Origin of the sequence: Ralstonia soli, assembly GCF_023955655.1 — a bacterium.
GTDB classification, from domain to species: Bacteria; Pseudomonadota; Gammaproteobacteria; order Burkholderiales; family Burkholderiaceae; genus Ralstonia; species Ralstonia soli.
In genome coordinates this window covers 567,930-585,640 of sequence record NZ_JAMXHT010000002.1, presented here as the reverse complement: position 1 = coordinate 585,640, position 17,711 = coordinate 567,930, and the positions used below count along the sequence as shown (strand labels likewise).

Annotated in this window: 15 protein-coding genes; 10 read left to right on the top strand and 5 right to left on the bottom strand. The window is 62.9% G+C overall.

Annotation, left to right across the window (positions count from 1 at the left end; all coding sequences use genetic code 11):
• Positions 1-195: 195 nt before the first annotated feature.
• Entirely contained in the window at positions 196-1,350 is a 1,155-nt protein-coding gene (locus NG900_RS06450; RefSeq protein ID WP_252678131.1) for an acyl-CoA dehydrogenase family protein, read from the top strand.
• 91 nt (positions 1,351-1,441) lie between these two features.
• On the opposite strand, the gene NG900_RS06445 is transcribed toward NG900_RS06450, so the two are convergent.
• A complete protein-coding gene (locus tag NG900_RS06445) occupies positions 1,442-2,602 on the bottom strand; it encodes an acyl-CoA dehydrogenase family protein (protein ID WP_252678129.1) in 1,161 nt (386 codons plus the stop codon).
• 26 nt (positions 2,603-2,628) lie between these two features.
• Positions 2,629-3,477: an HTD2 family dehydratase gene (locus NG900_RS06440; protein ID WP_252678468.1), complete on the bottom strand. Its 849-nt coding sequence runs from the start codon at positions 3,475-3,477 to the stop codon at positions 2,629-2,631.
• A 203-nt stretch (positions 3,478-3,680) separates the two neighbouring features.
• On the opposite strand from NG900_RS06440, the gene NG900_RS06435 reads away from it, so the two are divergent.
• A complete protein-coding gene (locus NG900_RS06435) occupies positions 3,681-4,283 on the top strand; it encodes a hypothetical protein (protein WP_252678127.1) in 603 nt (200 codons plus the stop codon).
• A 42-nt stretch (positions 4,284-4,325) separates the two neighbouring features.
• The gene (locus NG900_RS06430) at positions 4,326-4,919 is read left to right on the top strand and encodes a DUF2889 domain-containing protein (protein WP_252678125.1); all 594 of its coding nucleotides are present in this window, start codon (positions 4,326-4,328) and stop codon (positions 4,917-4,919) included.
• A 69-nt stretch (positions 4,920-4,988) separates the two neighbouring features.
• Here NG900_RS06430 and NG900_RS06425 read toward each other — a convergent pair whose 3' ends face one another.
• From NG900_RS06425 to NG900_RS06415, 3 genes are read right to left on the bottom strand one after another with little or no spacing between them, the layout of a single operon-like run.
• Entirely contained in the window at positions 4,989-8,438 is a 3,450-nt protein-coding gene (locus tag NG900_RS06425) for a pyruvate carboxylase (RefSeq protein WP_252678123.1), read from the bottom strand.
• 37 nt (positions 8,439-8,475) lie between these two features.
• Complete coding sequence (locus NG900_RS06420) at positions 8,476-9,294, bottom strand: HpcH/HpaI aldolase/citrate lyase family protein (RefSeq protein WP_252678115.1); 819 nt, start codon at positions 9,292-9,294, stop codon at positions 8,476-8,478.
• A 52-nt stretch (positions 9,295-9,346) separates the two neighbouring features.
• Positions 9,347-10,525, bottom strand: a complete 1,179-nt coding sequence (locus NG900_RS06415; protein ID WP_252678113.1) for a CaiB/BaiF CoA transferase family protein — start codon at positions 10,523-10,525, stop codon at positions 9,347-9,349.
• 229 nt (positions 10,526-10,754) lie between these two features.
• On the opposite strand from NG900_RS06415, the gene NG900_RS06410 reads away from it, so the two are divergent.
• The 7 genes from NG900_RS06410 to NG900_RS06380 all read left to right on the top strand — a co-directional run bounded on the left by NG900_RS06410 (position 10,755) and on the right by NG900_RS06380 (position 17,693).
• Positions 10,755-11,666 carry a LysR family transcriptional regulator gene (locus NG900_RS06410; protein WP_252678111.1) on the top strand — a complete coding sequence of 304 codons (912 nt, stop codon included), beginning with the start codon at positions 10,755-10,757 and terminating at the stop codon, positions 11,664-11,666.
• Between the two features lie 325 nt (positions 11,667-11,991).
• Positions 11,992-12,741 carry an electron transfer flavoprotein subunit beta/FixA family protein gene (locus tag NG900_RS06405; protein WP_252678109.1) on the top strand — a complete coding sequence of 250 codons (750 nt, stop codon included), beginning with the start codon at positions 11,992-11,994 and terminating at the stop codon, positions 12,739-12,741.
• Positions 12,742-13,674 carry an electron transfer flavoprotein subunit alpha/FixB family protein gene (locus NG900_RS06400; RefSeq protein WP_252678107.1) on the top strand — a complete coding sequence of 311 codons (933 nt, stop codon included), beginning with the start codon at positions 12,742-12,744 and terminating at the stop codon, positions 13,672-13,674.
• 39 nt (positions 13,675-13,713) lie between these two features.
• Positions 13,714-14,871, top strand: a complete 1,158-nt coding sequence (locus NG900_RS06395; protein WP_252678105.1) for a CaiB/BaiF CoA transferase family protein — start codon at positions 13,714-13,716, stop codon at positions 14,869-14,871.
• A gap of 39 nt (positions 14,872-14,910) precedes the next feature.
• Positions 14,911-15,861: a LysR family transcriptional regulator gene (locus tag NG900_RS06390; protein WP_252678103.1), complete on the top strand. Its 951-nt coding sequence runs from the start codon at positions 14,911-14,913 to the stop codon at positions 15,859-15,861.
• A gap of 150 nt (positions 15,862-16,011) precedes the next feature.
• The gene (locus tag NG900_RS06385; protein ID WP_252678101.1) at positions 16,012-17,160 is read left to right on the top strand and encodes an acyl-CoA dehydrogenase family protein; all 1,149 of its coding nucleotides are present in this window, start codon (positions 16,012-16,014) and stop codon (positions 17,158-17,160) included.
• Positions 17,161-17,192: 32 nt separating this feature from the next.
• Positions 17,193-17,693 (top strand): MaoC/PaaZ C-terminal domain-containing protein, encoded by a 501-nt coding sequence (locus NG900_RS06380; RefSeq protein WP_252678099.1) that lies wholly within the window; start codon positions 17,193-17,195, stop codon positions 17,691-17,693.
• The last annotated feature ends 18 nt before the right edge of the window (positions 17,694-17,711 follow it).

Genomic DNA, 17,711 nt, shown 5'->3' with positions numbered 1-17,711 from the left:
AAGCAAGTCTCTTCCGACATTCCGTACTTCGAAATGACGGAGGAGCCGAGTGCTGCTGAAAGTCTTTGCGCCATGCATGCAACCAGACCGGACGCCGGCTGCGGTTCCAACCAAAGTACGGAACGGGAGCCCACCGCGCATTGACGCTCACGGGCTCGGCGCCGAGCATCAAAGCGTCAAATTGCGAGACTTGTCATGATTCGAGATCAAGAAACACTGAACGTCCTCCTGGACAACATCGCGCGGTTCGTACGCGAGCGCCTAGTGCCGAATGAGGTCACCGTTGCGGATACCGATGAGATTCCGCCCGACATCGTCGCGGACATGAAGGAGATGGGGCTGTTCGGCCTGACCATTCCCGAGTCGTACGGCGGCCTGGAGCTCACCATGGAGGAAGAGGTGCTTGCCATGCTCGAACTGGGCAAGACTTCGCCCGCGTTCCGCTCACTCATTGGCACCACCGTTGGCATCGGCTCGCAAGGCATCCTGCTCGATGGCACGCAAGAGCAGAAAGACAAATATCTGCCGCGCTTGGCAACCGGTGATCTGATTGCCTCGTTTGCGCTGACCGAGCCGGGCTCGGGTTCCGACGCGTCGTCGCTGCGCACGACGGCCATCCGCGATGGCGACCACTACGTCGTCAACGGCACCAAGCGCTTCATCACCAATGCCCCGCACGCCGGCATCTTCACGCTCATGGCACGCACCAACCCTAGCGAGAAAGGCAGCGCGGGCATCTCTGCGTTCATCGTCGATGCGAAGTCGCCTGGCATCAGCCTGGGCAAGATCGATAAGAAGATGGGCCACAAGGGCTCGCATACATGCGACGTGATCTTCGAAAACTGCCGTGTTCCGGCGGAAAACATCATCGGTGGCGTCGAGGGCCGGGGTTTCAAGACGGCAATGAAGGTGCTGGACAAGGGCCGCCTGCATATCGCCTCGATCTGCGTGGCCGTTGCCGAGCGCATGCTGGCCGATGCGCTGCAATACGCCGTCGAGCGCAAGCAGTTCGGTCAGCCGATCGGTGAATTCCAGCTCGTGCAAGCCATGCTGGCCGACAGCAAGGCGGAAATCTACGCCGCACGCAGCATGGTGATCGACGCCGCGCGACGCCGCGATGCCGGGCTCAACGTGAGCACCGAAGCGTCGTGCGCGAAGCTGTTTGCCTCCGAGATGTGCGGTCGCGTTGCCGACCGCGCCGTGCAGATCTTTGGCGGCGCCGGGTACATGAGCGAATACGGCATCGAGCGCTTCTACCGTGACGTCCGCCTCTTCCGCATCTATGAAGGCACCACGCAGATTCAGCAACTGGTGATCGCTCGCAACATGATCCGCGAGATTGCCGCCTGACGAAATCGCTGTCCGCCCCGATACACCGGGGCGGACACAAAAGACAAAGGGCGCCTGCTGCCAGGCGCCCTTTTTTATCGACTGCCAACCGTTAGAACGAGCGTGGCATGCCCAACATGTGTTCGCCAACGAATGAGAGGATCAGGTTCGTGGAGATGGGCGCCACTTGATACAGGCGCGTTTCACGGAACTTGCGCTCCACATCGTATTCGGCCGCGAAACCAAAGCCGCCGTGATACTGCAGACACGCGTTAGCGGCTTCCCAAGATGCGTCTGCGGCCAGCATTTTGGCCATGTTCGCTTCTGCACCGCACGGCTGGTGGGCATCAAACAGCTTGGCGGCCTTGAAGCGCATCAGGTTGGCCGCCTCGATATTGACGAAGGCCTTGGCTATCGGAAACTGCACACCCTGGTTCTGCCCAATCGGGCGCCCGAACACCACGCGCTCGTTGACGTACTTGGTGACCTTGTCGATGAACCAGTAGCCGTCACCGATGCACTCTGCGGCGATCAGGGTACGCTCCGCATTCAAGCCGTCCAGGATGTACTTGAATCCCTTGCCTTCCTCGCCGATCAGGTTCTCGGCCGGAATTTCCAGGTTGTCGAAGAACAACTCGTTGGTCTCATGGTTGACCATGTTGATGATCGGCTGGACGGTCAGGCCGTTACCGACCGCCTCCCGCAGGTCCACCAGAAAAATCGACATGCCCTCGGACTTCTTCTTGCACTCAGCCAGCGGCGTCGTGCGCGCCAGGAGAATCAGCAGGTCCGAATGCTGCACGCGCGAGATCCAGACTTTCTGCCCGTTCACCACATAGCGATCACCCTTTTTGATCGCCACGGTTTTGATGCGGGTGGTGTCGGTGCCGGTGGTGGGCTCTGTCACGGCCATCGACTGCAGACGCAGTTCGCCGCTTGCGATCTTGGGCAGGTATTCGCGCTTCTGCGCGTCCGACCCGTGACGCAGCAGCGTCCCCATGTTGTACATCTGGCCATGGCACGCGCCCGAGTTGCCGCCGGATCGGTTGATCTCTTCCATGATCACCGACGCCTGCGCTAGGCCAAGCCCCGAGCCGCCGTACTCTTCCGGAATCAGCGCGGCGAGCCAGCCTGCGGAGGTCAGCGCGTTGACGAAGTCCTCGGGGTAGCCACGCTTCTCGTCGATCTTGCGGAAATACTCTGCAGGAAACTGGCTGCAGAGATCCCGTACGGCTTCGCGGATTTCCTGATATTCATCGGTTCGATTCTGCACAACACTCTCCAATTCGGTGATGGGTGTTACTCAATTTCGGCAGACGCGGTCATCGCGAGTGCACCGTCTTCCTGGCGCACCCAGAGCAGCACCTTCGACCCCGCCGAATCGCGCTTGCCGCAAACCTGAAAGCGCTGACCAACAAACGTCGGCCGCACGCCCTTGAATTCGAAGCTCAGGACGACGCAGTCGGAAAATTTGCGGCGGACCGACTCCAGCAACAACATGGCCAGCATGGGCCCATGCACGACCAGGCCTGGGTAGTGCTCGACGTTTCGCGAGTAGTCCTGGTCGTAGTGGATGCGATGGCCGTTGAAGGTCAATGCGGAAAAGCGGAACAGCAGCACGGGATCGGCCACCATGTCTTGCGCCCATTCCTCGTCGGTAGGTGCGAGCACCGGCGGCGGCAGCGGCGCACCCGGCTGCGATTCTTCCCGATACACGATGTCCTGCTGCTCGGTCACGGCAAGCCCGCGCGCGCTGCAATGCTTATGCTCCACCGTCACGAAAGCCAGCGAGCCCGTGCGGCCTGTCTTCGCACTCACGTCCAGAATGCGCGAGTGCTTGGAGGCAACCTCGCCCACCCACAGCGGCTGATAGAACTGCAAACGCCCGCCGGCCCACATGCGGCGCGGCAGCGGAACGGGCGGCAGGAATCCGCCGCGTGCCGGATGACCGTCCCCGCCCAACTGCGATCGTGCCGCTGGCTGGTGAAAGTACAGCCAGTGCCAAAGCGGCGGAAGAACGCTGCCCTTCTCGACGGGCCACATGCTGATGTCAAGCGTCGCGCCGAGCGCCCGCATCGGGAACGCGGTGATCTCGTCTTCGAGTGTTTCTGTCCGGCCGACCCACTGCCGGAGCGTCTCAATGTCCATTTTCGTATCCATCGCCGATTGCTTCACGACGACTATGCACCGGTCACGCCGCGCTTCAAATTCCATTCTTCGGAAGGGACGCTTCGCGTAGGACGAACGCCCCGGTTCGCATCCGCCGAACGGTGCCTTCGGAACATTCAGATGGCCGTGAGCGCGCGAGTTTGACAGGATCACATCAGGTGTTTTTCTGACGATGGTCTGTCATGCATATTCGATTCCAGTGCCGGTCAGCGGTCCAGTTGCAGCGGTTCGTGCCCGCATTCCCGATCACGATCACCGCTCAGGAGACCGGGCACAGCATCCGGCGGCGCGGTTATCAGTGGCGCCTGGCGGCTGGGCGTGCGGTCTGCATCCCCGAGCTTGAATCCTTCGATCTTCTGCTCAGCGGAGACCGGCTCCACGCCGCCGAATGCACGGTCGAGCTGGACGAATGCATGGCTGGCGCGACTCCGTCCAATGACGCCTTGGCAGCCATCGCTCAAACACCGGCCCTGCCGCTGCTCCTGTCCAGACTGGTGTTTCTGGAACCGGAGTCCACCTGGAATCTTCAGTCTGCGGGCGGCGCCGTCGGCATCAAGCCCGAGCGGCTTCGGCAACTGCTCTTTGCACGCGGGGCAGCCCTCGGACAGATCTGCAAGACCCAGCGGCTCATGCGTGCATTTTTTGAATCGATGCAGACCAACCTACCCGTCGCCCATCTAAAGCACCGGATTGGCTGGGCCGGTGGCGATCTGGAAGCGACATTCCATGACTGGTTTGGCGTATCCCTGCAAACCGTCGCGCGCATGCGAGGCGACGCACGTTGACACGCCTTCCAATACCGCAATGCATTTAATGGAGACGATGCAATGACCTTTGCGCAGCAAGACGGACCGAACGCCACCCCGGAAAGCATCACCCGCGAACCGCTTCACTCCCGGCGGATCGATTTCTGCGGCTTCCGGCGCAGTGATGGCCTGTTCGAGATCGAAGGGCAGTTGACCGACCGCAAGTCGCATGACTTCACGCCACCGAGCAGCACGCGAACCGTACCGGCCCACGATCCCATTCACGATATGGGCGTGCGCGTCGTGTTCGACTTCGATATGGTTGTGCGCCAAGTCAGCACGTTCATCCACGCGTACCCTTACCGCGAGTGCCCTGGTGGTGGCGAATCCCTGCAGGCGCTGGTGGGGCTACGCATCGGCGCGGGCTGGAGCAACGAAGTGCGCAAGCGCCTGCCGCCCGGAGAGACTTGCACGCACCTGAGAGAGCTCATGCTGACGCTGGCAACGGCGGCACTCCAAGCAGTCAACTCGCTGCGAGCACCGCTCCAGTTGGACGCGACCGATGCCAGTGGCAAACCGCTTAAGGTGGACAGTTGCTACGCGTACGGCGCGTCACGCGAGCTGGTCTTGCAGCGTTGGCCTGCGTTCCACCAGCCGTCGCGCATGAAAAAGTAAGACGCCGACGGACAGCATGGCAGCGAATCCAGCGCCGGGCTGCCGCCAGCCCGGCGCTGCACGGCTGACTTAAGCCGCAGCGATCTCGACCATCAGTTGCCCGGCACGAACCGCATCCCCCGCCTTGACGCAGATGGCGTGAACCGTGCCGGCCACCTCCGCCGGCATGCTGCACTCCATCTTCATCGCTTCGATCACCGCCACCGTGTCGCCCTTCTTCACTGCCTGCCCTGGCTGAACGGCCACCGAAATCACGGTCCCCTGCATGGGCGCAGGAACATGGGCGGCATTGCCGGCTTCCGCCATGCGCACATCATTCGCACGCGCTGACGAACGCAGGCTCGCGCGAATGCTTCGCGGCTGCCCGTTCACGTCAAAGAACAGACGCACCGAGCCGTCCGCATCCGCCTCTGCCTGGGCATTCAGGCTGACGAACAGGGTTTTCCCCTTCTCCAGTTCAACCGTAATTTCCTGGCCGGTGCTCAATCCGTAAAAGAAGACCGGCGTGGGCAGGATCGAGACGTCGCCGTACCGCGCGTGGTGCGCGCAGAAGTCGGTGAAGACCTTTGGATACATCAGGTACGACGCCAAGTCGTTGTCATCCAGGGCGCCCCCGACCGCCTGACTGGCCTCTGCGCGCGCAGCCTCCAGGTCCACCGCGGGAATATGCGCGCCGGCCCGGCCCTCGATCGGCTGGCCGCCCTTGGCAAGCTTCTTCTGCACCGCAGCAGGAAAGCCATCGGCGGGATACCCCATCTCGCCACGGAACATGGACACCACGGAATCCGGCACCGCGATCTCGCGGTCCGGGTTCAGGACGTCCTCACTGGTGATCTGGTTCGCCACCATGTGCAAGGCCATGTCGCCCACGACCTTGGACGACGGCGTGACCTTGACGATATCGCCAAACAGCACGTTCACATCCGCATAGGCCTGTGCGATGGCAGGCCATTGGTCATCCAGGCCCATCGCGCGCGCCTGCTCGCGCAGGTTGGTGTATTGCCCACCAGGCATTTCGTGGCGATATACGTCTGACGTGCCGGCACGCATCTCGGCCTCGAACGGCGCGTAGTTGCCGCGCACCATCTCCCAATAGCGCGATACGGGCTGAAGATCCTTGAAGTGAATCGCAGGCCGCCGTTCATCGTGTTCCAGGGCGGCGCAAATCGCTCCCAGGCTTGGTTGCGACGTCAGCCCACTCATGGCGTCCACGGCGCCATCCACCGCGTCCACGCCGGCGGCCACCGCTGCCAGCACGGTCGCCACGGCGCCCCCGCTGGTGTCGTGCGTATGGAAATGGATGGGCAGACCGACTTCGTTCTTGAGCGCCGTAATCAGCGCCGTGGCCGCCTGCGGCCGGCAGATGCCCGCCATGTCCTTGACGCCAAGAATATGTGCGCCGGCCTTTTCCAGCTGCTTGGCCAAGTCGACGTAGTACCGGATGTTGTACTTGCTGCGTGCGGGGTCGAACAGGTCGCCGGTGTAGCAGATCGTCCCCTCGCAAACGCCACCGGCTTCAATCACGGCATCCATCGCCACCCGCATGTTCTCGATCCAGTTGAACGAATCGAACACGCGGAAGATATCGATGCCTTCGGCCACCGCGCACTGCACGAAGTAGCGGACCACGTTGTCGGCGTAGTTCGTGTACCCCACGCCATTGGAGCCACGCAACAGCATCTGGAACAGGATGTTTGGCACCGCCTGCCGAAGTTGCGTCAGACGGCTCCACGGGTCCTCCTTCAGAAAGCGCATGGCCACGTCAAAAGTGGCCCCACCCCAGCATTCCAGGGAGAACAAGCCCGCCAGTTGCCGCGCGTAAGTCGGGGCGATCGCCACCATGTCGCGTGTGCGCATGCGAGTCGCAAGCAGCGACTGGTGTGCGTCTCGCATGGTGGTGTCAGTCAGCAGCACGCCGTTCTGCTCGCGCATCCAGGCGGCGAGGCCCGCGGGCCCCAGTTTGGCCAACAAGTCACGCGAGCCTCCGGGCACGGCTTGGGAAAGATCGACGGCCGGTACCGGCGGCTCAAACACCACAGCTCGCGGAAACGCCCGCCCCTTCAGATCCGGATTGCCGTTGATGTTGACGTCGGCAATGTAGTTCAGGATCTTGGTGGCGCGATCCTTCCGCTCCCTGAACTGGAACAGCGATGGCGTGCTGTCGATGAAGCGCGTGGTGCAGTTGCCCGATTGAAAATCCGGGTGATTGATCACGTTATCGAGGAAGGCGAGGTTGGTCGCCACGCCGCGAATACGGAACTCTCTCAGCGCGCGGCTCATCCGCTCGTTTGCTTCTTGCGGATCGCGCCCCTTGCACGTCACCTTGACCAGCAGCGAATCGTAGTAAGGCGTCACGATCGCGCCCGAGTAGGCCGTCCCCGCGTCCAGCCGGATACCGAAGCCCGCTGCGCTTCGGTAGGTGGTCATCTTGCCGTGGTCGGGGGCGAAACCGTTCTCGGGGTCTTCCGTCGTCACGCGGCACTGCACCGCGTGGCCGCGCAGCCGGATCGAGTCCTGCGCAGGCACCGCGGCTCCCGGGTCTCCGATGCGCTCGCCTTCGGAAACCCGCAGTTGGGCCTTCACGATATCGATGCCGGTGACTTCCTCCGTCACCGTGTGCTCGACCTGGATGCGCGGGTTCACCTCGATGAAGTAGAACGCCTCGGTATCGGCATCCATCAGGAATTCGACCGTGCCCGCATGGGTATAGCCGACCGCCCTGGCGAGCTTCAGCGCCTCGGCACACAGGGCCTCGCGCTGGGGTTGCGTGAGATACGGCGCCGGCGCTCGCTCCACCACCTTCTGATTGCGGCGCTGCACGGAGCAGTCACGCTCGAACAGGTGCACGATGTTGCCGTGCAAATCGCCCAGAATCTGCACCTCGACGTGCTTGGCGCGCGCGATGAATTTTTCGAGATACACCTCGTCGTTGCCAAACGCGGCCTTCGCCTCGCGCCGCGCCGAGGTCACCGCCTCAAGCAAGTCCTCCTCGCGCAGGATGGCACGCATGCCGCGCCCGCCACCGCCCCAGCTGGCCTTGAGCATGATGGGATAGCCGATCTCCGCACCCAGACGCCGGATCTCCTGCTCATCGTCTGGCAAGGCGCCTGTGGCCGGCACCATCGGCACACCAACGCCCATTGCCAATTCCCGCGCCGCCACCTTGTTGCCAAGCTGACGCATCACCCCAGACGTCGGCCCGACAAACGTGATGCCGGCTTGCGTGCAGCGCTCTGCAAAGTCGGGGTTCTCGGAAAGAAAGCCATATCCGGGGTGGATCGCATCAACACCGGCCTCGATGGCAATGCGCAGAATGTCATCGATATCGAGATAGGCATCGACCGGCTTGCGCCCCTTGCCGACGAGATAGCTCTCGTCCGCCTTGAACCGGTGCTGCGCAAATCTGTCCTGATGCGAATAGATTGCGACGGTGCGCATGCCAAGTTCGGCTGCGGCGCGCATAACGCGCACGGCAATCTCGCCACGGTTGGCGACGAGCACGCTACGGATTGTGTTCATGCTGGATTTCTGGTGGATGAGGATTCGCGTTCGACGCTCAGGCGGCAGGCACGGGCGCCAGGCGCAGCAACTGCTCGGCGCGAGCAATCACCGGGGCATCGACCATCTTTCCGTCGAGCTGGAAAGCGCCGGGGCTGGACCGGGCGAGATCGACCACGCGCCGCGCCCAGTCCAGCTCGGCCGCGCTCGGGCTGAACGCCGCATTGACTGCGCCGACCTGACTGGGGTGGATACACAACTTGCCGCCAAAACCCAGGCGCCGGCTGCGCACACACGCGGCTCTTAGCAGATCAACGTTGCCGATCTCCACCGTGACGCCATCAACCGGCGACTCGATCTCCGCCAGCGCCGAGGCCAGCACCAGCGTCGAGCGAAAGGTCAGCAACTCGGCTTCGTCACCGTCAATGCCCAGCTCGGTACGGAAGTCCACCGTACCGAAGACGAGGCGACTCACACCCGGCGCAGCGGCAATGCCGTTGGCGTTGGCCATGCCCCGGGCCGTCTCGATGAGCGGCAGCAGCGGCACAGACGCAGGCATGTGCGAGCGTGCCGCCACGATGTCCCCCGCGCTGTTGGCCTTGGGCAGCATGACGGCCTGCACACCGGGCAAGGCACACAACCGCATGTCATCGTCATGCCAGCGTGTCTCGATGCTGTTGACGCGCACGATGCCGGTACCGCCGCCTTCAAGGTAATCGGCAAGCTGCTGGCGGGCGTGGTCTTTGTCGTCAATCGACACCGCATCTTCGAGGTCCAGGATTACGGCGTCCGCACCAGCAGCCTGCGCTTTGGCAAAACGCTCGGGACGGTTGGCGGGCACAAAGAGATACGAGCGGGAGGAACGTGATGTAGACATCGTGGATCGGGTGAATGACGAACAGACAGGACGCGCGACCGGGCCGCTCGCTTCAGATAGCGCCAGCCTCGGCAAGCGCATCGATTTCGGATGGCGCATAGCCGAGTTCGCCCAGAATGGCCTGGCTATGCTGGCCCAGCGCGGGTACGCCATCCATCCGGGGTTCGAAGGCGCCGGGCATGCCGGGTGGGTAGAGGGCGGGGATCGTGCCGACGGGCGACGACACTTCCGTCCACCTGCCGCGCGCCTTGAGTTGCGGGTGCTGCCAGAGGTCGTGCATGTCGTTCATGCGCGCATTGGCGATCTGCGCTCGGTCGAGCCGCTCCACAATCGCCTCGGCCGTCAATGCTGCAAACACGTGGTGAATCAGAGTGGTCAGTGACTCGCGGTTCTTCGTGCGCAGCGAGTTCGAGGCGAAGTGCGGGTCGGAAGCCATTTCAGGTTTCTCGAGCACAACGCGGCAGAACACCTCCCACTCACGCTCGTTCTGCAGACCCAGGATGACGGTCTTGCCATCACCCGCCTTGAACGGGCCATAGGGAAAGATCGTCGCGTGCGCGGCACCGGCGCGCGGCGGCGGTGCCGCGCCTTCGTACGCGTAGTACAGCGGATAGGTCATCCATTCAGTCATGCTTTCGAGCATGGAGATATCGATGTGCGCGCCCTGGTTCGTCTTATTGCGCTGCAGCAGCGCCGCCAGGATATTCGTGTAGGCGTACATGCCGGCCGAGATGTCGGCAATCGAGCATCCGGCCTTGGACGGTTGCTCCGCCGTACCGGTGATCGACAGAAAGCCCGCCTCCGCCTGGATCAGCAGGTCATACGCCTTCTTGTCGCGGTACGGGCCGTCATTGCCATAGCCGGAGATGTCACACACAATCAAGCGAGGACGCACCTTCGATTGTGTTTCGTATGACAGGCCAAGGCGTTCAGCCGCGCCGGGTGCAAGGTTCTGCACCAGCACGTCCGCCTTGTCGAGCAAACGTTCCAGAATAGTCGACGCCTCCGGATGCTTCACATCGAGCGTCAGGCTCTCTTTCGAGCGATTGGTCCAGGCAAAGTGCGACGACAAACCATTCACGCGTTCGTCGTACCCGCGTGCGAAATCGCCCACCTTGGGGCGTTCGATCTTGATCACGCGCGCGCCGAGATCCGCCAGTTGACGTGTGCAAAACGGAGCCGCGATCGCGTGTTCAAACGAGACGACGGTCATACCATCGAGAGGACGCATAGGAGACTGGCCTTGAAAGATCGATCCGGACAGCGTGCGCGAACCTGCCACCGCAGACTGTATTGCCGGTCTAGTCTCGGGCCGAGGCCGGTGTGGGTAAAGCTTGAAATTGCGAAGCTAGCGTTCAGCTGTTCCGAATGCACGCGTCTTCCAGACGGACACGTGTGATGAACGACGCCAATTGCCGACCCCGGAACACCTTGCTACAGTGGCGCGCCAAGGAACCCCTATGCACTTCGATTTCGCAGACCTGAGACTGTTTTCGCGCATCGCCGAGGAACAAAACCTCTCGCGCGGCGCACGGCGCGCCTTTCTTTCCCCGGCAGCGGCAAGCGCCCGTCTCAAAGCCCTGGAAGAACAACTCGGCACCCGACTCTTCTATCGCGAGAGCAAGGGCCTGTCGCTCACCCCGGCCGGTGAAAAGCTGCTGCGGCACGCGCGCGTCATCGAGCGCCAGTTCGAGCACGTGCGCAGCGATTTCGAAGAATTCTCCAAGGACGAAGTCGGCCACATCCGCATCTTCGCCAACACCACCGCCGTCACCGAATTCATGCCGGAGGTGCTGGCCAAGTTCATGGCGGATCGCCCCGCCGTGACGGTGGACCTGCAAGAGCGGCTGACCCGCGACATCGTGCGCGGCGTGCTGGATGGCAGTGCGGACCTCGGCATCATCTCGGGCCCAATCACCGCTGAAGACCTGCAGCTCGTGCATTTCAGCACCGACAAGCTGGTGCTGTGCACGCCGGTCGGGCACCCCTTGGCGATGGCATCGCGTGAAATCGCCTTTGCCGACACCCTCGACTATCCGCACGTGAGCCTGCACGAAGGCAGCACGCTGCACGCGTTCCTGACCGATCTTGTGCGCGACCAACGGCGCAAATTGCAGATCCGCATCCAGGTCCGCAGCTTCGAAGCCATGTGCCGGATGATCGAAGCCGGCGTGGGCATCGGCGTCGTGCCGTTGTCTGCCGCGCTACGACACAGCAAGACCATGCAGATCGAAATCTCCGAACTGGCCGATGCGTGGGCCGTTCGCGAACGCGCCGTGATCGTGCGCGATATTGATGGGCTGCCCGGATGCGCGCGCGACCTCATCGATGAGCTGATCAAGGTCGCGCAAGCCGCTGGCGGCAGCTCCTGACGCCTTGCGCCCCCTCCGATCTCCACGTCAGCGCCACACACATCACCGCCGGCTGTTGGACGCGTTCCGTACAACGGAGTGTTCCGCAACGCGCAAGCAGCCTGAAACCAGCGGGCTGCGGGACGGTCATGCCGCACTTCCCTACCGAAGTACGGAACGGTGCCGGCTGGAGCGTTGACGCAATCTGCCACCGTGACGATGCTGCGTAGCACCTATGCATCGCTGCGGCTGTATTTCATGCTCGGTACAACGCTACGCGGTGCAGCGACTCCGGATGCCCACCTCGGGCGTCCTTCCGAGCATAGAAATCCCTGGAGCAGGAACGATGAAAATTCTGGTCGCCGTCAAGCGCGTGGTCGACTTCAACGTCAAGGTCAGAGTCAAGGCAGATCACACCGGCGTGGATCTGGCCAACGTCAAGATGTCGATGAATCCCTTCGACGAAATCGCGGTGGAAGAAGCCGTGCGTCTCAAGGAAAAAGGTGTTGCCACCGAAGTCGTGGCGGTCACGTGTGGCGTGTCGCAGTGCCAGGAAACGCTGCGCACCGCCCTGGCCATCGGTGCCGATCGCGGCATCCTGGTCGAAACCGATGCGGAACTGCAGCCGCTGGCCGTGGCCAAGCTGCTCAAGGCGCTCGTCGACAAGGAACAGCCGCAACTGATCATCCTCGGCAAGCAGGCCATTGACGACGACGCCAACCAGACCGGCCAGATGCTGGCTGCACTGGCCGACCTTCCGCAAGCGACCTTCGCAAGCAAGGTCGAGATCGCAGGCCAACAGGCGACTGTCACACGCGAGATCGATGGCGGCCTGGAGACCCTCTCGCTCAAGCTGCCAGCGGTGGTCACCACCGACCTGCGCCTGAACGAGCCGCGCTACGTGACGCTGCCGAACATCATGAAGGCCAAGAAGAAGCCGCTCGACACGGTCAAGCCGGAAGACCTGGGCGTGGACGTTGCCCCGCGCCTGAAGACGCTGAAGGTAGTGGAGCCGTCCAAGCGCAGCGCCGGCGTGATCGTGCCGGACGTAGCAACCCTGGTGCAAAAACTCAAGAACGAAGCGAAGGTGATCTAAATGGCTGTTCTCGTTATCGCCGAACACGACAATGCGTCCATCAAGGGCGCCACGCTCAACACCGTGACTGCCGCCCTGGCTTGCGGTGGAGACGTGCACGTCCTCATTGCCGGCCACAACGCTGCCGACGCTGCACAGGCCGCCGCACGCGTTGCCGGTGTGTCCAAGGTGCTGCACGCCGACGGCGCGCAGTTCGAACACCAGTTGGCAGAGAACATCGCCGCGCAGGTCCTGGCGCTCGCCACGGACTACACGCACATCCTCTTCCCGACCACCGCCGGCGGAAAGAATGTCGCGCCGCGCGTCGCAGCCAAGCTGGATGCCGCGCAGATCAGCGACGTCATCAAGGTGCACACCGCGGACACGTTCGACCGCCCCGTGTACGCCGGCAACGCCATCGCCACCGTGCAATCGAGCGACGGCGTCAAGGTCATCACGGTGCGCTCCACCTCGTTCGAGCCGGCCAACGTGGCGCAAGGCAACGCCCCGGTGGAGGCGACACCCACGGTCGCTGGTACGGCAGGCAGCCAGTTCGTCAGTGCGGAAATCGCCAAGAGCGAACGCCCCGAGCTGACCTCCGCGACGATCATCGTCTCGGGCGGCCGGGCACTGGGCAGCAACGAACGCTTCAATGCAGTACTCACGCCGCTGGCGGACAAGCTCAGCGCTGCGCTGGGCGCATCGCGCGCCGCCGTGGATGCGGGCTATGCTCCCAATGATTTGCAAGTCGGGCAGACAGGCAAGATCGTTGCGCCGACGTTGTACATCGCCTGCGGCATTTCGGGCGCGATCCAGCATCTGGCCGGCATGAAGGATTCGAAGGTGATCGTGGCCATCAACAAGGATGCCGAAGCGCCGATCTTCAGCGTGGCGGACTACGGCCTGGTCGCCGACCTGTTCGAGGCCGTGCCGGAACTGGTGGCAGCGCTCTAAGCATCAAAGCAACGCCGAAAACGACCACAGGAGACAAGAATGAACCGCGGTGCAAAAGGTCCGTTGGCTGGGCTACGCGTTGTCGAGCTGGGTGGCGTTGGGCCCGTGCCCTTCTGCTGCATGCTGCTGGCGGACCTGGGTGCCGAGGTCATCCGGATCGATCGTCCGCCGGGGTACGACGGCGGCGTGCCTGTCGCCCCCCGTTTCAACCTGTTGAATCGGGGGCGGCGCAATCTTGCGCTCGATCTGAAGAAGAAAGAGGCTGTCGCCACCGTTCTCAAGCTGGTCGAAAACGCGGATGCCCTGGTGGAAGGCTTTCGCCCGGGTGTGGCAGAGAAGCTAGGCCTTGGTCCTAATGATTGCCAGCGGGCCAATCCGAGGCTGGTGTACGGACGCATGACCGGCTGGGGCCAGGAAGGCCCGCTGGCCCAGGCGCCCGGCCACGATCTCAACTACGTTTCGCTGACGGGCGTGGTTCACTCCATCGGCCTGGCGGACGGCCCGCCGGTGATTCCGCTCAATCTCGCCGGCGATTTTGGCGGGGGCTCGCTGTACCTCGCGCTGGGTGTCGTTTCCGCCATCCTGGAAAGCCACCGCTCGGGCCAGGGGCAGGTTGTTGATGCGGCAATGGTGGACGGATCGGCGTCGCTGATGACGCTGTTCTACGGGCTGCGCGCCGCCGGCTACTGGACCGACAACCGCGGGACAAACCGGCTCGATTCCGGCGCCCCCTGGTACAACGTGTACCAGGCCAAGGATGGTCTGTGGGTCAGCGTCGGCGCCAACGAGGCCCGGTTCTGGCGCAACCTGCTCGCGTTGCTGGACTTGCGCGAGGACGACATGCCAGACCAGCACGACCGCACGCGATGGCCGGAAATGCACGAGCGATTGGCCGCTGCCTTCCGCACGCGCACGCGCGATGAATGGAGCAGGCTGGCCGATGGCCGCGAGGCATGCGTAACGCCAGTACTGTCAATGGCAGAAGCCCCGGACCATCCACACTTGCGCGCGCGCGAGACCTTGGTGGAATATGACGGCGTGGTGCAACCGGCCCCCGCGCCGCGGTTCAGCCGCACACCTGGGGCAATCCAGCGTCCACCGGCATCCGCCGGTGAGCACAGCGAGGAAATACTTCGAGACTGGGGGTTCACCTCCGACGAAATTGCCGCACTGCGGGAGGCAGCCGCAATCGCTTGAGTCAAGCGCTGCCCTCGCCCGCCACATTCGAAGGCCAAGATGGGCTCATTCAACCGACTCCACCTGATCCGACAGGTCGATCTCTTTACGTTGCGGCTCTTCCTCTCCGCCGTCGAAGAACAGCAGATCGGCCGCGCGGCAATTCGCGAAAACATCGCAGCATCCACCGCCACCAAGCGCATCCAGGATCTGGAGGATATCGCGGGCGTCAAGCTGCTCGAGCGAGGGCCCAAAGGCGTCGTCCCAAGCCCCGCGGGCGCGGTGCTGGTGCGCTATGCACGCATGATCTTCGACAACATCGAAGGCATGCGCAGCGAAATTTCCGCCTTTACCGAGGGCATGCGGGGCCAGGTCACCCTCGCCTCGGCCCGTTCTATCATCGTTCCATTTCTTGCTCGGGAGCTGGGAGACTACGCTCGGGATTTCCCGATGGTGGACCTTGTGCTGCGCGAAGTTGAGAACGCGGAGATCGTCGAGGCAGTCTCCCGAGGTGACGCTGACATCGGCGTGTTTGCCATGGCGTATGAGCTTGAGCTTGGCGCCGTGGACGTGACGCCCTATCGCCGGGACCGCCTCGTTGCCGTTGTGCCACGATTACATCCCTTGAGCGAACGCGCGAGCGTCACGTTCGCCGACCTCCTGCCCGAAAACCTCATTCCCGTCAGCGCGATGATGGGCGCCTACCGCGCCGCAGCAAAGCGGCTAGGCCAGGACTACACACCTGCCTTCAGCGTCAGGAGCGCCGGCGTGGCCATCAGCCTCGTACAGGCAAAGCTTGGGGTGACGGTGCTGCCGGAATGCCTGCTCAGCCACGACCTCTTCGAGCACGTTACCAGCGTCGAGCTGGCCGAGCCCTGGGCCGCACGCGCGATCCACATTGCCACGGCACGTGGGCGGCCGATGAGCCCGCCTGCGCAGGCGCTGATGAAGCAGCTGCTCGATCGCCCACGCGCCAATGCCGACGGGGCCGCCGGCACCGACTCAGCCTGAGCGGAACGCCCACCAGCCGTACTTCTTCGGGCTACCCGAATTTGCGGTTCGAAAAAGGCCAATAGGTTCAGCGGCCGTCCACGCATACGCTTCCAGCACGCATCACCGCGGCATCGCGCCGATGCAACCCTTCAACGCGAGGAGACTGGAGTGCAACCCAATTTTCTGAATGAGTCGCAGGTCATGTGGCTGGATACCGTGAACCGTTTCATGGACAACGAGATCACGGTGGAATACATCCGCAAGTGCGATCAGAACCGTGACTACCCCTACGAGGCCTACGACAAGATCGCCAAGCAAGGCTGGCTTGGTCTGTTGTTCAGCGAGGAAGAAGGCGGCGCGGGCGGCGACATCTTCGACTACACGCTGATGGCCGAAGGACTGGGCAAGTACGGCTTCGACTTCGCCGCCGCCATCCTGGTGCCAACCTTCACGGCAATGAACATCGCCAAGTACGGCACCCAGGCGCAGCGAGACAAGTACATCCAGCCCTTCATCGAAGGCAAGATCCGCTTCTCGGTATCGATGACCGAGCCCGACGCAGGTTCGGACGTGTTCGCCACCAAGACCCACGCACGCCGAAATGAGAACGGCGATTGGGTCATCAACGGCGCGAAGATGTTCTGCTCCGGCGCACAGGCCGACAACACCGTCATCGCGATGCTCGTGCGCACCGACATGAACGACAAGCACGGCGGCCTGACCATGCTGCTCATCCCGAACAACACCCCGGGCATGGTCATTAACAAGCTGCCAACGCTGTCGCGCCATGCGACCGGTACCACCGAGATCTTCCTCGATGACGTCATCGTGCCCGGAGACGCAATCCTTGGCGTCGAGGGCCAGGGGCACGAGATCATCCTCAACCATCTTGAACTCGAGCGGTGCGCCGTCGCCGGCGCCTACACCGGCAACGCGCAGGAGGCCGTGAACAACGCCAACCGCTACGCGCACCAGCGCACTCAGTTCGGCCAGCCGATCTTCAACTTCCAGGTGCTCAAGCACATGCTGGCCGATAACCAGACCCGCGTCGATGCGGCCCGCCTGCTCGTCTACCGCGCTGCAGCGCTCAAGTCCCAGGGCCAGCCCGCGCCGAGAGAAACGTCCATGGCCAAGCTGTACGCCTCCGAAACCCTCAAGCAGTGCGCGCTCGACGGCATGCAGATTCTCGGTGGCTTCGCCAACCTGCCCGAGGCGGACATGGAGCGCTACCTGCGTGAAAGCATCCAATGCACCATCGGTGGCGGCACCTCGCAGATCCAGCGAACCATCATCGCTAAATCCATGCGCCTGAATTAATACCGAGTCAGCCACCAACCAAGGAAACAACCATGAGTCTGATCAACAACCAAATCAGCCAGACCTTCGATGAACTGGTGGACGGCCAGGTGTTCAACTCGGGCGGCCGCACCATCACCGAGACGGACGTGGTGAACTACTGCGCGCTGACCGGCAACTGGATCGCCATCCATTCGAACATCGTCTATTCGTCCAAAACCCGCTTCGGCAAGCGCCTGGTGCAGGGTGCCCTGACCTACTCGATCGCCACCGGCCTGATCCAGTTTGGTCTGGGCATCCAGGCCAACTACGGCATCGACAACATGCGCTTTCTCAAGCCCGTACTGATTGACGACACCGTGTACGCACGCGCCACCGTCATTGGCAAGAAGGTCAAGGACGACAAGTACGGCGTCATCAAGTTTCTGATCCAGGTGCTGAACCAGGATGGCGACATCGTGCAGCAAGGCGAATGGAGCCTGCTGATGCTGCGCAAGCGCGAAGACCTCGACGCGCTGGTGGCTTCGACGCTGCCCGCTCTCAAAGCGGCCTGAGCCAGAAGGAATGGCAAC

Coding starts and splice junctions, on each gene's coding strand:
- NG900_RS06435 (WP_252678127.1), top strand. CDS start 3,681: ATGCATATTCGATTCCAGTGCCGGTCAGCGGTCCAGTTGCAGCGGTTC.
- NG900_RS06415 (WP_252678113.1), bottom strand. CDS start 10,525: ATGCGTCCTCTCGATGGTATGACCGTCGTCTCGTTTGAACACGCGATC.
- NG900_RS06425 (WP_252678123.1), bottom strand. CDS start 8,438: ATGAACACAATCCGTAGCGTGCTCGTCGCCAACCGTGGCGAGATTGCC.
- NG900_RS06430 (WP_252678125.1), top strand. CDS start 4,326: ATGACCTTTGCGCAGCAAGACGGACCGAACGCCACCCCGGAAAGCATC.
- NG900_RS06400 (WP_252678107.1), top strand. CDS start 12,742: ATGGCTGTTCTCGTTATCGCCGAACACGACAATGCGTCCATCAAGGGC.
- NG900_RS06380 (WP_252678099.1), top strand. CDS start 17,193: ATGAGTCTGATCAACAACCAAATCAGCCAGACCTTCGATGAACTGGTG.
- NG900_RS06395 (WP_252678105.1), top strand. CDS start 13,714: ATGAACCGCGGTGCAAAAGGTCCGTTGGCTGGGCTACGCGTTGTCGAG.
- NG900_RS06440 (WP_252678468.1), bottom strand. CDS start 3,477: ATGGACATTGAGACGCTCCGGCAGTGGGTCGGCCGGACAGAAACACTC.
- NG900_RS06405 (WP_252678109.1), top strand. CDS start 11,992: ATGAAAATTCTGGTCGCCGTCAAGCGCGTGGTCGACTTCAACGTCAAG.
- NG900_RS06420 (WP_252678115.1), bottom strand. CDS start 9,294: ATGTCTACATCACGTTCCTCCCGCTCGTATCTCTTTGTGCCCGCCAAC.
- NG900_RS06450 (WP_252678131.1), top strand. CDS start 196: ATGATTCGAGATCAAGAAACACTGAACGTCCTCCTGGACAACATCGCG.
- NG900_RS06390 (WP_252678103.1), top strand. CDS start 14,911: ATGGGCTCATTCAACCGACTCCACCTGATCCGACAGGTCGATCTCTTT.
- NG900_RS06410 (WP_252678111.1), top strand. CDS start 10,755: ATGCACTTCGATTTCGCAGACCTGAGACTGTTTTCGCGCATCGCCGAG.